We start from the raw sequence: 12,686 nt of genomic DNA on the forward strand, positions 1-12,686 counted from the left end.
GGGGCACGCTTCGCCTTGCTCGACCTGCAAGGACGCTTCACTCGGCAGGTTGAGCCGCCACCAACGGTTTTGGCACCCGTGACATCGTGAGCACCATTAATGACGCGACGATGCACAGCGCTCCTGCGGCGAAGAAGGCAGGCAAATAGCTGGCCAGCAGCGTGCGCGACAGGCCAGCGCCGAACGCGGCTGTGGCAGCGCCGATCTGGTGGCCCGCGAAGATCCAGCCGAACACCAGATTCGCGCGCTCGGGCCCAAAGCGTTGCGCGGTGAGGCGCACGGTCGGTGGTACCGTCGCGATCCAGTCGAGCCCATAGAACATCGCAAACAGCGACAGGCCGTAGAAGGAGAAATCCGTGAACGGCAGCGCCACCAGCGACAGGCCGCGCAGCCCGTAATACCAGAACAGCAGGAAGCGGTTGTCGAAGCGGTCGGACAGCCAGCCGGAGCAGATGGTGCCGAAGAAATCGAAAATGCCCATTGCCGCGAGCAGGCTCGCGGCCTGCACTTGCGGAATGCCGAAGTCGAGGCACATTGGAATCAGATGCACCTGGACCAGCCCGTTGGTCGAGGCGCCGCAGACGAAGAAGGTCGCAAACAGGATCCAGAAGGTTCCGGTCTTCGACACGTCACGCAAGGTGCCGAGTGCTGCCGCCATGATCGGCGCGTTGTTCGGCGGGGGCGCGGGCAGAGGCTCGCTGCCAGTGTCGCCAAAGGGACGTAAACCGACGTCGCTCGGACGGTCGCGCATCACCAGGAACACCACAAAGGCCGCAACCGCGAGCAATCCGCAAATGAAGGAAAGCCCGACCCGCCAGCCGAAATGATCGGTCAGGCTTGCGAGCAGCGGCAGGAACAGGAGCTGTCCCGTCGCGACGCTCGCGGATAGCATGCCGACCACGAGCCCGCGTCGCGCCACGAACCAGCGCGTGGCGATGGTCGCGCCCAGCACCAGCGCTGTCATGCCGGTGCCGATTCCGACCACAACGCCCCATAACAGCATCAGCTGCCAGACCTGCGTCATTCCCAAGGAAAGCACCAGCGCCGAAACCACGATGAGCTGCGCGGCGAGCGTCACATTGCGCAGGCCATAGCGGTTGAGAAGCGCCGCCGCGAACGGCGCCATCAAGCCAAACAGGATGAAGCGGATCGAGAGCGCGGATGAAATCTCCGCCGTGCTCCAGCCGAACTCCTGCTGCAGCGGTGCGATGAAGACGCCGGGCGCGCCGACCGTGCCGGCCGAGACCAGCGCGGCAAAGAAGGTCGCGCCGACCATGACCCAGCCGTAGTGAATGTTGCGGCGGGCAAGCGCCGCAGCGAGCCAGTTCGAAATCAATATCGCCCCCGGGAGGATTTATCTGGATTGGTCACATATGCATCATGCCGCAATGGCGGCATGACTAAAATGCCAAAGTTCCCTCATTTTCGGACGGGGCCTCAGGCCGCGATCCGCTCCACCGCGATCGCCGTCGCTTCGCCGCCGCCGATGCAGAGCGAGGCGACGCCGCGCTTCGCATTCTGCGCCTCCATGGCATGCAGCAAGGTGACGATCAATCGCGCGCCGGTGGCGCCGATCGGGTGGCCGAGTGCGCAGGCGCCGCCATTGATGTTGAGCCGGTCGCGGGAAATGCCGAGGTCGCGCTGCGCCGCCATCGCGACCACTGCAAAGGCCTCGTTGATCTCGAACAGGTCGACGTCAGACGCGCTCCAGCCGACCTTGTCGAGCAGCTTCCTGATCGCCGGGATCGGCGCGGTCGTGAACCATTGCGGTTCCTGGCTATGGGTCGAGTGGCCCTTGATCTCGGCGAGAATGGGCAGGCCCTCGCGCTCGGCAAGCGAACGTCTGGTCAGAACCAGCGCTGCCGCGCCATCGGCGTTGGCGGAGGAGGCGGCCGGCGTGATGGTGCCGTTGGGGCGGAACGCGGGCTTGAGGGAGGGAATTTTTGCGGGATCAACCTTCAGCGGATGCTCGTCATTGGCGATGATTTTCGGTCCCGCCTTTTCGGTGATGGTGATCGGCGCGATCTCGGCCTTGAAGGCGCCGCTCTCGACCGCCTTGCGCGCGCGACTCAAGGTCTCCATCGCGTAGGCGTCCTGGTCCTTGCGGGTGAATTGATAGGCTTCCGCGGTCGCCTCGCCGAAATCGCCCATGGAGCGGCCGGTCTCGTAGGCGTCCTCGAGACCATCCATCATCATGTGGTCGATGATGCGGTCATGGCCGGCGCGATAGCCGCCGCGCGCCTTGGCGAGCAGGTAGGGGGCATTGGTCATGCTCTCCATGCCACCGGAAAGCACGATCTCGGCGGAGCCGGCCTTGATAATGTCATGGGCAAGCATGGTGGCCTTCATGCCGGAGCCGCAGACCTTGTTGACAGTGGTGGCGCCGGTGGCGTCCGGCAGACCTGCACCGCGCGCGGCCTGCCGCGCCGGCGCCTGGCCCTGCCCTGCGGGGAGCACATTGCCCATGAACACCTCGTCGATCCGCTCCGGCTTGAGCTTTGCGCGTTCCAGCGCCGCGCCAATCACATGGGAACCAAGCTTGTGGGCTGCGAGCGGCGACAATTCCCCCATGAAGCGGCCGAGCGGGGTGCGGGCGGCGGAAACGATGACGACGGGATCGGAGGCGGCCATGGCAAATCTCCCGGGAGATGACATAATATGAGATGACAATCATCATATGATGCGCCGCAAGATTTGCAATGGCGGGAGCGGATTAAACTTTACGGGGCGAGGTCGTCGGCTGCCAGCTGTCGCCAATACGGCGGCCACGCCGATGCCGTCATTATCCGCAATAGACGAATGGTCCAGTATTCAAGGGCCTGCGTTATGTGCAGACCGGTTATCCGTAGGCCGCATGACCGCAGCGGTATGCGGGAGAAAGCGAAGTCCCGGGTGTCGCTTCGCTTGCCCGGGCTACGTCCATGGCTCGGCGCCCCGTTCTATCGCTTCCGGTCGATAAACGCCTGCATCAGCCGTTTCGGCTCGTCAGTGAGGAACGATCTGCCGAACACGCCGATGCTCAAGTCCACCGACTCCTTCAGTGGCAATTCCTCCCATTGCCGCAGCAGCGCCTTTTGCGCGCGCAGTGCTTCCGCGCCGCAGGCGAGCAGCGACTGCACGGTGTGCTCGACCGCCTCATCCAGTCCGCCTTCACGCGCCACCAGGTCGACCAGCCCCCAGGCGAGCGCGGTCGGCGCGTCGATCGTCTCCGCTGTCATCACCAGCCAGCGCGCGCGGCCCCAGCCGATCAGCCGCGGCAGCAGCGCCGCGTGGATTACCGAGGGGATACCGACCCGGACCTCCGGCATGCCGAATCTGGCGTCGTGCGCGGCTATCCTGAAATCGCAAGCAGCAGCAGCTTCCAGGCCGCCGCCGAGGCACCAGCCGGGCATCCGCGCAATCACCGGCGCCGGAAAGGCGCGGATCGCCTCGCAGAGGTCTCGCAGCCGCGTGATGAAGGCTTCCGCTGACTGCTGGTCGAGGGTTGCCATCTCCTTGATATCGGCGCCGCCTATCAGGCTCTTGTCGCTGCCGCCTTTCAGAACCAGCACGCGGATTTGATTGTCAGCGGCGACCTGCTCCAACCCGGTCCGCACGCCGTCGATGACCGGCGAGCTCAAGATGTTGAGCGAGCCGGCATTTCGTATGGTGAAAGTTGCAACGCCGCGAGGATCGCGGTCGACGCTGCAATAATTGTTGAGTGTTGGCATGGCAGAGCTCGCAAATGAACGTTTGGCTTGACCACTTCCGCGGTGTCAGGCCAGCTTGTCAAGCCGACGATGCTTTCATCAATATGAACGCAAATTAAAGAAATTGATGCAGCTTTTTTCGTCGGCGATGTTATTATATGACCATAAACATTCCATAGGACGCCCATGCGCTATTCCAGGGAACACAAACAAGAAACCCACGCGCGCATCGTGCGCAAGGCTTCGATCAGGCTCCGCGAGAGGGGCGCCCATGGGGTCGGCGTCGCCGACCTGATGAAAGAGGCCGGGCTGACCCATGGCGGGTTCTATGCGCATTTCGATTCGCGCGACTCGCTGGTAATCGAGGCCTTTGGCTACGCGATGGACCGCTCGCTGGCGCACTGGCGTAAGCTTGTAGCCGAAACGCCGCCGGAGAGGCGGCTTGCCATGATCGTCGATGCCTATTTGACGCCCACCCATCGCGACGATCCCGGCCACGGTTGTGCCATCACCTCGTTGGGCGCGGAAATCGCGCGTGAGAGCCCGAAGACCCGTCGGGCCTTTGCCACCAAGACGGAGCAACTGATCGACCTGATCGCGGACCAGATCCAGGACGTCCCGCGCAAGGCTGCCCGCAAGCAGGCCACGAGCCTGCTCGCAACCATGATGGGCACGCTGGTACTCTCCCGCATCGCGGGAAGCGGCGAACTTTCGGATGAGGTGTTGCAAGCCGGCAAGGAAGCCGCGCTGGCGCGTGTGGCCGCGTCGAAGCCGGCCGCGAAGAAGGTGCGGGCGAAGGTGAACGGAGCGGCGAAGGAAACCAGGGCGCATTAATTGATGCACGCCAGCGCAGTCTAAAGCGCGATGAGATTTGGTTGAATCGTCATCGCGCTTTAGGTCTTTGATTGAGCATGATCTTTTCGGAAAACCGCTACACACTTTTCCGGATCATGCTTTAGCTCCCGCTGAACAGCGCCCGCTCTCGCTCCACCGTTTCATAGATATAGTCCGCCACCGCCCGGATGCGTGCCAAGTCCTTGCTGTCCGCGTGCATCAGAAGCCAGAAGGTGCGCGAGATCGAGACTTCGGCCGACAGCACCGGGTGCAGCTCGGGATGGGCGCTTGCCATGAAATGCGGCAGCACGGCGATGCCGAAGCCGGCAAGCGTGGCGTTGAGCTGGGCGATCAGGTTGGCGCTGCGGAAGCTGGCCGAGATCTTTGGCGAGACCTGCGGCAGATAGTCGAGCTCCGGCGTGAACAGCAGCTCATCGATATAGCCGACGAAGCGGTGCGCGGGCAGGTCGTCACGCGCAGTGATCTTCGGCGCGCGGTCGAGATAGGCTGGGGTCGCGTACAATCCCAGCCTGTAATCGAGCAGCTTGCGCCCGACGATCCGGCCTTCTTTCGGCATGGTCAGGCTGATCGCGATATCGGCCTCGCGCTTGGAGAGGCTGAAGAGGCGGGCGGTGGCGACCAGCTGCAGGTCGAGATCGGGATACCTATCCGCCAACCGAACCAGCCGCGGCGCCAGGAAGTGGCTGCCAAAGCCGTCGGGCGCGCCGATCCGTACCGTGCCGGTCAGATGCGCGCGCGAGCCGCCGACTGCCTCCTGGTTGGCGACGATCGTGGATTCCATGGCTTCGGCACTGTCGGCGACGCGCTGGCCCGCCTCGGTCAGGAGGTAGCCGGTCTTGCGCCGATCAAATAGTTTTGCGGACAGATGATGCTCCAGCCGGTCCACGCGCCGGATCACGGTGGCATGATCTACCCCGAGCTGCTTCGCCGCAGCGGAAACCGAGCCGCCGCGCACGATTGCGAGTACGAAGCGGAAGTCATCCCAATCGATCGTGCCGCCTTGATCCAGCATTTCCGCACATCTAAGGTGCAATATCTCGGACTTGAATCCTATAAAATGCAGGTCAAAAGGCTTCTGTCAAAGCCATCAGGCTGACCTTTCGGAGGTAAACATGCGCTCAATCGGACATTTCATCGGCGGCAAGGAGGTCAAGGGCACCTCGGGGCGGTCAGCGGACGTGTTCGAGCCGATGACCGGCGACGTCCAGGGCAAGGTGGCGCTGGCCTCAAAGGCGGAAGTGCGCGCGGCGGTGGAAAACGCCCGCGCCGCGCAACCGGAATGGGCCAACACCAATCCGCAGCGCCGCGCGCGGGTGATGATGAAATTTCTGGAACTGGTGCAGCGCGACTATGACAAGCTGGCCGAGCTGCTCGCGCGCGAGCACGGCAAGACCGTTCCCGACGCCAAGGGCGACATCCAGCGCGGGCTCGAGGTGGTCGAGTTCGCCTGCGGCATTCCGCATCTGATGAAGGGCGAATACACGGAAGGCGCCGGCCCCGGCATCGACATCTATTCGCTCCGCCAGCCGCTCGGCGTGGTCGCCGGCATCACGCCTTTCAACTTCCCCGCGATGATCCCGATGTGGAAGTTCGCGCCCGCGATCGCCTGCGGCAACGCGTTCATCTTGAAGCCGTCCGAGCGCGATCCCGGCGTGCCGATGCGGCTCGCCGAGCTCATGATCGAGGCGGGCCTGCCCGCAGGCATCCTCAACGTCGTCAACGGCGACAAGGAAGCGGTCGATGCGATCCTCGACGATCCCGACATCAAGGCCGTCGGCTTTGTCGGCTCCTCGCCGATCGCGCAATATATCTACGAGCGCGCGGCCGCGAGCGGCAAGCGCTGCCAGTGCTTTGGCGGCGCCAAGAACCACGCCATCGTGATGCCGGATGCCGACATGGACCAGGCCGTCGACGCCCTGATCGGCGCGGGCTACGGCTCGGCCGGCGAGCGCTGCATGGCGGTCTCCGTCGCCGTGCCGGTCGGCAAAACCACGGCCGACCGTCTGATGGAAAAGCTGATCCCGCGCGTGGAGTCGCTGAAGATCGGCACCTCGATCGATCCCTCGGCCGATTACGGCCCGCTGGTGACGCGCGAGGCGGTCGAGAAGGTGAAGAACTATGTCGATATCGGCATCAAGGAAGGCGCGACGCTTGCCGTCGACGGCCGCGGCTTCAAGATGCAGGGCTACGAGAAGGGCTTCTATCTCGGTGGTTGCCTGTTCGACAACGTCACCAAGGACATGCGTATCTACAAGGAAGAGATCTTCGGCCCCGTGCTGTCAGTGGTGCGCGCGCATGACTACAAGGAAGCGCTCGCGCTGCCGTCGGACCACGACTACGGCAATGGCGTTGCCATCTTCACTCGCGACGGCGACGCTGCGCGCGATTTCGCGGCCAAGGTCAATGTCGGCATGGTCGGCATCAACGTGCCGATCCCGGTTCCGATCGCCTACTACACCTTCGGCGGCTGGAAGAAATCGGGCTTCGGCGATCTCAACCAGCATGGTCCGGATTCGATCCGCTTCTACACCAAGACCAAGACGGTGACCTCCCGCTGGCCCTCGGGCGTCAAGGAGGGCGCCGAGTTCTCGATCCCGACGATGAAGTAAGGCGCGTCGTTCAGCGGGAGCAGCGCCGATGCAGTTCGCTCTGAACGAAGACCAGCTTGCGGTGCGCGATATGGCGCGGGACTTCGCCGCGGAAAAGATCGCGCCGCATGCGTTGCGCTGGGACGAGGAGAAACATTTCCCCGTCGAGGTGATGCGCGAGGCCGCGGGCCTCGGCATCGGCGGCATCTATATCCGCGACGATGTCGGCGGCTCCGCGATGACGCGCTTTGACGCGGCCTTGATCTTCGAGGCCTTGGCGACCGGTTGTCCAACCGTGTCGGCCTTCATCTCCATCCACAACATGGCCTCGTGGATGATCGATGCTTTCGGTAGCGATCCGCAGCGCCAGAAATGGCTGCCGAAGCTTTGCACCATGGAGCTTTTGGCGAGCTATTGCCTTACCGAGCCGGGCTCCGGCTCGGATGCGGCGGCGCTGCGCACCCGCGCGGTGCGCGAGGGCGATCACTACGTGCTCAACGGCCAAAAGCAGTTCATCTCGGGCGCCGGCTCCAGCGACCTGTATGTCGTGATGGTGCGCACCGGCTCCGACGGGCCGGGCGGCATCTCGACGCTGGTCGTCGAGGGCAACACCTCTGGTGTGTCGCTCGGCGCCAATGAGCGCAAGATGGGCTGGAATGCACAACCGACGCGGGCGGTGATCTTCGAGAATGCCCGTGTGCCTGTCGCCAACCGCCTGGGTGACGAGGGCATCGGCTTCAAGATCGCGATGGCCGGGCTTGACGGTGGACGTCTCAACATCGCCGCCTGCTCGCTCGGCGGCGCGCAGACCGCTCTCGACAAGGCGCTCGCTTACATGAAGGAGCGCAAGGCGTTCGGCAAGCGGCTGGACGAATTCCAGGCGCTGCAGTTTCGCATCGCCGACATGGCAACCGAGCTCGAAGCCGCGCGCACCTTCCTCTGGCGCGCTGCCGCCGCGCTCGACCGCAAGGATCCGGACGCGTCGATGCTCTGCGCCATGGCGAAACGCTTCGGCACCGATGTCGGCTTCGAAGTCGCCAACCAGGCGCTGCAGCTGCACGGCGGCTACGGCTATTTGAGCGAATACGGCATCGAGAAGATCGTGCGCGATTTGCGCGTGCACCAGATTCTCGAAGGCACCAATGAAATCATGCGTCTGATCGTGGCGCGCAAGATGATCGAGGGCGCGCGATGAATGTGGCTCCCGCTACGGCGGATGTTGAAGGCGATCTGATCGTGCGCAAGGAGGGGACGGCGGGCATCATCCGGCTCAACCGTCCCAAGGCGATCAACGCCATGACGCTGGAGATGTCGCTCGGCATCGACGCCGCGCTCGACCGCTTCGAGGCCGATTCCACTGTGGCCGTGGTGGTGCTCGAAGGCGCCGGCGACCGCGGACTGTGCGCGGGCGGCGACATCCGCGGGCTCTACGAAAGTTCAAAGGCCGGCGGCGATCTCGGCAAGGTGTTCTGGCGCCAGGAATACATCATGAACGCCCGGATCGCGAAATACCCGAAGCCCTATGTGGCGTTCATGGATGGGCTCGTCATGGGCGGCGGCGTCGGGCTTTCCGCCCATAGCCGCCATCGCGTGGTTACCGAACGCACCAAGCTCGCGATGCCGGAAGTCGGCCTCGGCTTCTTCCCCGATGTCGGCGGCACCTGGCTGTTGTCGCACGCGCCCGGCGAGCTCGGCACCTATTTCGGGCTGACCGGCCAGACCATAAACGGCCCTGACGCGATCCACGCGCGCTTTGCCGACGCGGTCGTGCCGTCGGGCAAGCTCGCGGCGTTGCGCGAGGCGCTGATCAAGGTCGCGCCGGGGACGCCGTCGCGCGAGATCGAGAGGCTGATCAAGGGCTTTGCGACGGGCGAGACGTCCGGCCCTGTCGCGGCGCAACAGTCGCAGATCGACCAATGGTTCGCCTTCGACCGCATGGAGGACATCGTCGCTGCGCTGAAGCACGATGGCTCGGAGCTGGCGCTGTCGACGTTGAGAACGCTCGGCGAAAAATCGCCGCGCGGCATGGTGGTGACGTTGAAGCTGCTGCGGCTCGCGCGTGTCGCATCTTCGCTGGAGCAATGCCTGGTGCGCGAATATCGCGCTGCGCTGGAAGTGTTTCGCAGCGACGATTTTCGCGAGGGCGTGCGTGCCGCGGTGATCGACAAGGATCGCAATCCCAAATGGTCACCGCCGCGCATCGAGGACGTCACGGCTGCGATGCTCGCACCGTATTTCGCGGAGATCGGCAAGGACGAACTCGTCTTCAGCCAAGCCAGTTAAGAAACAAATTCGACGGGAGGATTAGGACATGGCGACCATCGCATTCATCGGGCTCGGCAACATGGGCGGGCCGATGGCGGCCAATCTGGTCAAGGCCGGCCACAAGGTCGTCGCTTTCGATCTCGTTGAAGCCTCACGCAGCCAGGCCAAAAGCGACGGTGCTGCGATTGCCGAGAGCTCAGTCTCTGCCGTGAAGGGCGCCGATGTCGTCGTCACCATGCTGCCGGCCGGCAAGCATGTGCTGTCAGTCTGGACCGATGTGCTGCCCGCAATATCCAAGGGCGCGCTGATCATCGAATGCTCCACCATCGATGTCGAAAGCGCCAAGCAGGCCCATGCGCTTGCGGCAAAGCAGGGCGTGGCCTCGATCGATGCGCCGGTGTCCGGCGGCACCGGCGGCGCCAAGGCCGCGACCCTGACCTTCATGTGCGGCGGCGAGGACAAGGCGTTTGCGGCGGCAAAGCCGGTGCTGGAGAAGATGGGCAAGAAGATCGTGCATTGCGGCGGTGCGGGCGCAGGGCAGGCGGCCAAGATCTGCAACAACATGATCCTCGGCATTTCCATGATCGCGGTCAGCGAGGCCTTCAGCCTGGCCGAGAAGCTCGGCCTGTCGCACCAGGCGCTGTTTGACGTCGCCTCGACCTCCTCGGGCCAGTGCTGGTCGCTGACCTCGTATTGCCCGGTGCCGGGCCCGGTTCCGGCCTCGCCCGCCAACAACGATTACAAGCCCGGTTTTGCTGCGGCGTTGATGCTCAAGGACCTGACGCTGGCGCAGGACGCCGCCAACGCCGCTGGAGCTGCGACGCCGCTCGGCAAGCATGCGCAGGAGATCTATAAGACCTTTGACGCAGCCGGGAATGGCGGGGTGGATTTTTCGGGTATTATCCGGCACGTTAGGAGTCTCGCCGGGAAAAGCTGATGACGACCTTCCAGGAAGCGCGTGCCTTTCTGCTGAAACATCGCACCGACTACGCCGCCGCGGTCGAGGGTTTCCGCTGGCCGGAGCCGATACCGTTCAACTGGGCGCTCGACTGGTTCGACGCGGAGCTTGCACAGAGCCCTGAGAGCAGGGACAGCACCGCGCTCTGGATCGTTGATGCGGGCAGCGACCGCCAGACAAAACTGTCCTTCGCTGCGCTGTCGCGCCGCTCAAATCAGGTCGCAAACTTCCTGCGTGCGCAGGGCTTGAAGCGCGGCGATCACCTGTTGCTGCTGCTCGGCAATGTCGTGCCGCTCTGGGAGACCATGCTCGCCGCGATAAAGCTCGGCGTCGTCGTGATCCCCGCGACCACGCTGCTAACGGCGGACGAGTTGCGCGACCGGCTCGACCGCGGCCGTGCGCGGGTGGTGGTGGCGACGCAGGACCAGGTCGCAAAATTCGACAAACTCGGCGGCGCCGATCTCGTGCGCATTGCGGTCGGCGCGTCAGCTGCGCAAGACGGCTGGCTGTCGTTCGAAAAGGCCGCGGATTTCCCGCAAGCCTTCGCGCCCGACGGGCCGACGCAGGCCGACGATCCGATGCTGCTCTATTTCACCTCGGGCACGACGGCAAAGCCGAAGCTGGTGCGGCACAGCCAACGCTCCTATCCCGTCGGCCATCTCTCGACCATGTACTGGCTGGGCCTGCAGCCCGGCGACATTCACCTCAACATCTCTTCGCCGGGCTGGGCCAAGCACGCCTGGAGCTGCTTCTTCGCGCCCTGGAATGCAGGCGCTACCGTGTTTGTGGTCAACCAGCCGCGCTTCGACGCCAAGGGCTTGCTCGCAACCATCGGCCGCTGCGCCGTCACCACGCTGTGCGCGCCGCCGACGGTGTGGCGGCTGTTCATCCAGGAGCGTCTCGCGGATTTCAAAGTGTCGTTGCGCGAGGTCTGCGGCGCCGGCGAGCCGCTCAATCCTGAAGTGATCGACCAGGTGCGCGCGGCCTGGGGCCTCACCATCCGCGACGGCTACGGCCAGACCGAGACCGCGGCGATTGTCGGCAACTCGCCGGGCCAGGCCGTCAAGATCGGCTCGATGGGCCGGCCGCTGCCCGGCTATCGCGTCGAGATCACCGATGCGGACGGCCACGCCACCAAGGAGGGCGAGGTAACGCTCAAGCTTGGCGCCGATCGGCCCGCAGGCCTGATGCAGGGCTATCAAGGCGAGGACGGCAAGCTCGCAGGCGCCGATGGCGCGATCTATCGCAGCGGCGATGTCGTGTTCGTCGACGATGAAGGCTATCTCACCTTTGTCGGCCGGTCCGACGACGTCTTCAAATCCTCCGACTACCGCATCAGCCCGTTCGAGCTGGAAAGCGTCCTGCTGGAGCACGAGGCGGTGGCGGAAGCGGCCGTCGTGCCGTCGCCCGATCCGATCAGGCTCGCGGTGCCGAAAGCCTATGTGCTGCTGACGGCGGGTGCCGAGAGCTCGCCCGCGACCGCGCTCTCGATCTTCCAACATCTGCACACCCATCTCGCGCCGTTCAAGCGCATCAGGCGCATCGAGCTGGTGACGGAGCTGCCCAAGACCATTTCGGGCAAGATCCGCCGCGTGCAGCTCCGGCGGCTTGAGCATGACAATAATCGCGAGGATGCCTTGCGCGGCGTCGAATTCCGTGAAGAAGATTTTCCGGACTTGCAGAAGGTCCGCCCCGCCGGATCGGCGGATCATTGAAAAGAGAAAGCAGAGAATGAATGAAGTCTGGAAGAAGCCGCCGATCTCGCTGGCGGCGTATCAGGACATGGTCGGCCGCGAAATCGGCGTGTCCTCGTGGCATCTGATCGATCAGAACCGTATCAATGTCTATGCCGACGTGATCGAGGATCACCAGTTCATCCATGTCGATCCCGAGCGCGCGAAGCAGGAAACGCCGTTCGGCACCACCGTGGCCCACGGCTTTCTCACGATGTCGTTGCTTAGCATCATGTCCTATGAGGTGATGCCGGTGATCGAAGGCACCACCATGGGTGTCAATTACGGTTTCGACAAGCTGCGCTTCATCTCGCCGGTGCGCTCAGGCCGGCGCGTGCGCGGCCGCTTCACGCTGGCGGAGGCCAAGCTCCGCAAGGAGAAGGAGCTGCAGTCGCGCACCAGCGTCACCATCGAGATCGAAGGCGAGGACAAGCCAGCGCTGGTCGCCGACTGGATCGGGCTGATCTATTTCGAGTAGGGATAGGCTCGTCATTGCCGGGCGACAGCGTGTCTTCAGCCACTTGACCCGACAATCCATCATTGCTCAAAGAGCGTCAGTTTTTGCTCGATGCCCGGGCCTTCGCCTCGCCGAAACGGC

Annotated in this window: 11 protein-coding genes; 7 read left to right on the top strand and 4 right to left on the bottom strand. The window is 64.1% G+C overall.

Annotated elements, in window-relative coordinates:
* Window positions 1-37: 37 nt before the first annotated feature.
* The 3 genes from A3AI_RS0114990 to A3AI_RS0115000 all read right to left on the bottom strand — a co-directional run bounded on the left by A3AI_RS0114990 (window position 38) and on the right by A3AI_RS0115000 (window position 3,710).
* Complete coding sequence (locus A3AI_RS0114990; RefSeq protein WP_024516368.1) at window positions 38-1,336, bottom strand: MFS transporter; 1,299 nt, start codon at window positions 1,334-1,336, stop codon at window positions 38-40.
* Window positions 1,337-1,437: 101 nt separating this feature from the next.
* Complete coding sequence (locus A3AI_RS0114995) at window positions 1,438-2,631, bottom strand: acetyl-CoA C-acyltransferase (protein WP_024516369.1); 1,194 nt, start codon at window positions 2,629-2,631, stop codon at window positions 1,438-1,440.
* 308 nt (window positions 2,632-2,939) lie between these two features.
* On the bottom strand, window positions 2,940-3,710 hold the full coding sequence (locus A3AI_RS0115000; protein ID WP_024516370.1) for an enoyl-CoA hydratase: 771 nt from the start codon (window positions 3,708-3,710) through the stop codon (window positions 2,940-2,942).
* A gap of 165 nt (window positions 3,711-3,875) precedes the next feature.
* Between A3AI_RS0115000 and A3AI_RS0115005 the strand changes: the two genes are divergently transcribed.
* Window positions 3,876-4,523, top strand: a complete 648-nt coding sequence (locus tag A3AI_RS0115005) for a TetR/AcrR family transcriptional regulator (protein WP_024516371.1) — start codon at window positions 3,876-3,878, stop codon at window positions 4,521-4,523.
* Between the two features lie 121 nt (window positions 4,524-4,644).
* Here A3AI_RS0115005 and A3AI_RS0115010 read toward each other — a convergent pair whose 3' ends face one another.
* Window positions 4,645-5,556, bottom strand: coding sequence for a LysR family transcriptional regulator (locus A3AI_RS0115010; protein WP_024516372.1), 912 nt, complete (start codon window positions 5,554-5,556; stop codon window positions 4,645-4,647).
* 100 nt (window positions 5,557-5,656) lie between these two features.
* On the opposite strand from A3AI_RS0115010, the gene A3AI_RS0115015 reads away from it, so the two are divergent.
* Genes A3AI_RS0115015 through A3AI_RS0115040 form a run of 6 tightly spaced genes read left to right on the top strand, consistent with a single transcriptional unit; the run spans window position 5,657 to window position 12,566 of the window.
* Window positions 5,657-7,153, top strand: a complete 1,497-nt coding sequence (locus tag A3AI_RS0115015; RefSeq protein ID WP_024516373.1) for a CoA-acylating methylmalonate-semialdehyde dehydrogenase — start codon at window positions 5,657-5,659, stop codon at window positions 7,151-7,153.
* Between the two features lie 28 nt (window positions 7,154-7,181).
* Window positions 7,182-8,327: an isobutyryl-CoA dehydrogenase gene (locus A3AI_RS0115020; RefSeq protein WP_024516374.1), complete on the top strand. Its 1,146-nt coding sequence runs from the start codon at window positions 7,182-7,184 to the stop codon at window positions 8,325-8,327.
* On the top strand, window positions 8,324-9,415 hold the full coding sequence (locus tag A3AI_RS0115025; RefSeq protein WP_036048314.1) for an enoyl-CoA hydratase/isomerase family protein: 1,092 nt from the start codon (window positions 8,324-8,326) through the stop codon (window positions 9,413-9,415). Before A3AI_RS0115020 ends, A3AI_RS0115025 begins: the two co-directional genes overlap by 4 nt.
* Window positions 9,416-9,443: 28 nt before the next feature.
* Window positions 9,444-10,334: a 3-hydroxyisobutyrate dehydrogenase gene (gene mmsB, locus A3AI_RS0115030; protein WP_024516376.1), complete on the top strand. Its 891-nt coding sequence runs from the start codon at window positions 9,444-9,446 to the stop codon at window positions 10,332-10,334.
* The gene (locus tag A3AI_RS0115035; protein WP_024516377.1) at window positions 10,334-12,070 is read left to right on the top strand and encodes an AMP-binding protein; all 1,737 of its coding nucleotides are present in this window, start codon (window positions 10,334-10,336) and stop codon (window positions 12,068-12,070) included. Before mmsB ends, A3AI_RS0115035 begins: the two co-directional genes overlap by 1 nt.
* A 16-nt stretch (window positions 12,071-12,086) precedes the next feature.
* Window positions 12,087-12,566 carry a MaoC family dehydratase gene (locus A3AI_RS0115040; protein WP_024516378.1) on the top strand — a complete coding sequence of 160 codons (480 nt, stop codon included), beginning with the start codon at window positions 12,087-12,089 and terminating at the stop codon, window positions 12,564-12,566.
* Window positions 12,567-12,686 lie beyond the last annotated feature (120 nt).

Origin of the sequence: Bradyrhizobium sp. Tv2a-2, from assembly GCF_000472425.1 — a bacterium.
Taxonomy (GTDB): domain Bacteria; phylum Pseudomonadota; class Alphaproteobacteria; order Rhizobiales; family Xanthobacteraceae; genus Bradyrhizobium.

What these genes read in the sequence shown, in the direction of transcription:
- A3AI_RS0114995 (WP_024516369.1), bottom strand. Translation starts at nt 2,631, where the DNA reads ATGGCCGCCTCCGATCCCGTCGTCATCGTTTCCGCCGCCCGCACCCCG.
- A3AI_RS0115000 (WP_024516370.1), bottom strand. Translation starts at nt 3,710, where the DNA reads ATGCCAACACTCAACAATTATTGCAGCGTCGACCGCGATCCTCGCGGC.
- A3AI_RS0115005 (WP_024516371.1), top strand. Translation starts at nt 3,876, where the DNA reads ATGCGCTATTCCAGGGAACACAAACAAGAAACCCACGCGCGCATCGTG.
- A3AI_RS0115010 (WP_024516372.1), bottom strand. Translation starts at nt 5,556, where the DNA reads ATGCTGGATCAAGGCGGCACGATCGATTGGGATGACTTCCGCTTCGTA.
- A3AI_RS0115015 (WP_024516373.1), top strand. Translation starts at nt 5,657, where the DNA reads ATGCGCTCAATCGGACATTTCATCGGCGGCAAGGAGGTCAAGGGCACC.
- A3AI_RS0115020 (WP_024516374.1), top strand. Translation starts at nt 7,182, where the DNA reads ATGCAGTTCGCTCTGAACGAAGACCAGCTTGCGGTGCGCGATATGGCG.
- A3AI_RS0115025 (WP_036048314.1), top strand. Translation starts at nt 8,324, where the DNA reads ATGAATGTGGCTCCCGCTACGGCGGATGTTGAAGGCGATCTGATCGTG.
- mmsB (WP_024516376.1), top strand. Translation starts at nt 9,444, where the DNA reads ATGGCGACCATCGCATTCATCGGGCTCGGCAACATGGGCGGGCCGATG.
- A3AI_RS0115035 (WP_024516377.1), top strand. Translation starts at nt 10,334, where the DNA reads ATGACGACCTTCCAGGAAGCGCGTGCCTTTCTGCTGAAACATCGCACC.
- A3AI_RS0115040 (WP_024516378.1), top strand. Translation starts at nt 12,087, where the DNA reads ATGAATGAAGTCTGGAAGAAGCCGCCGATCTCGCTGGCGGCGTATCAG.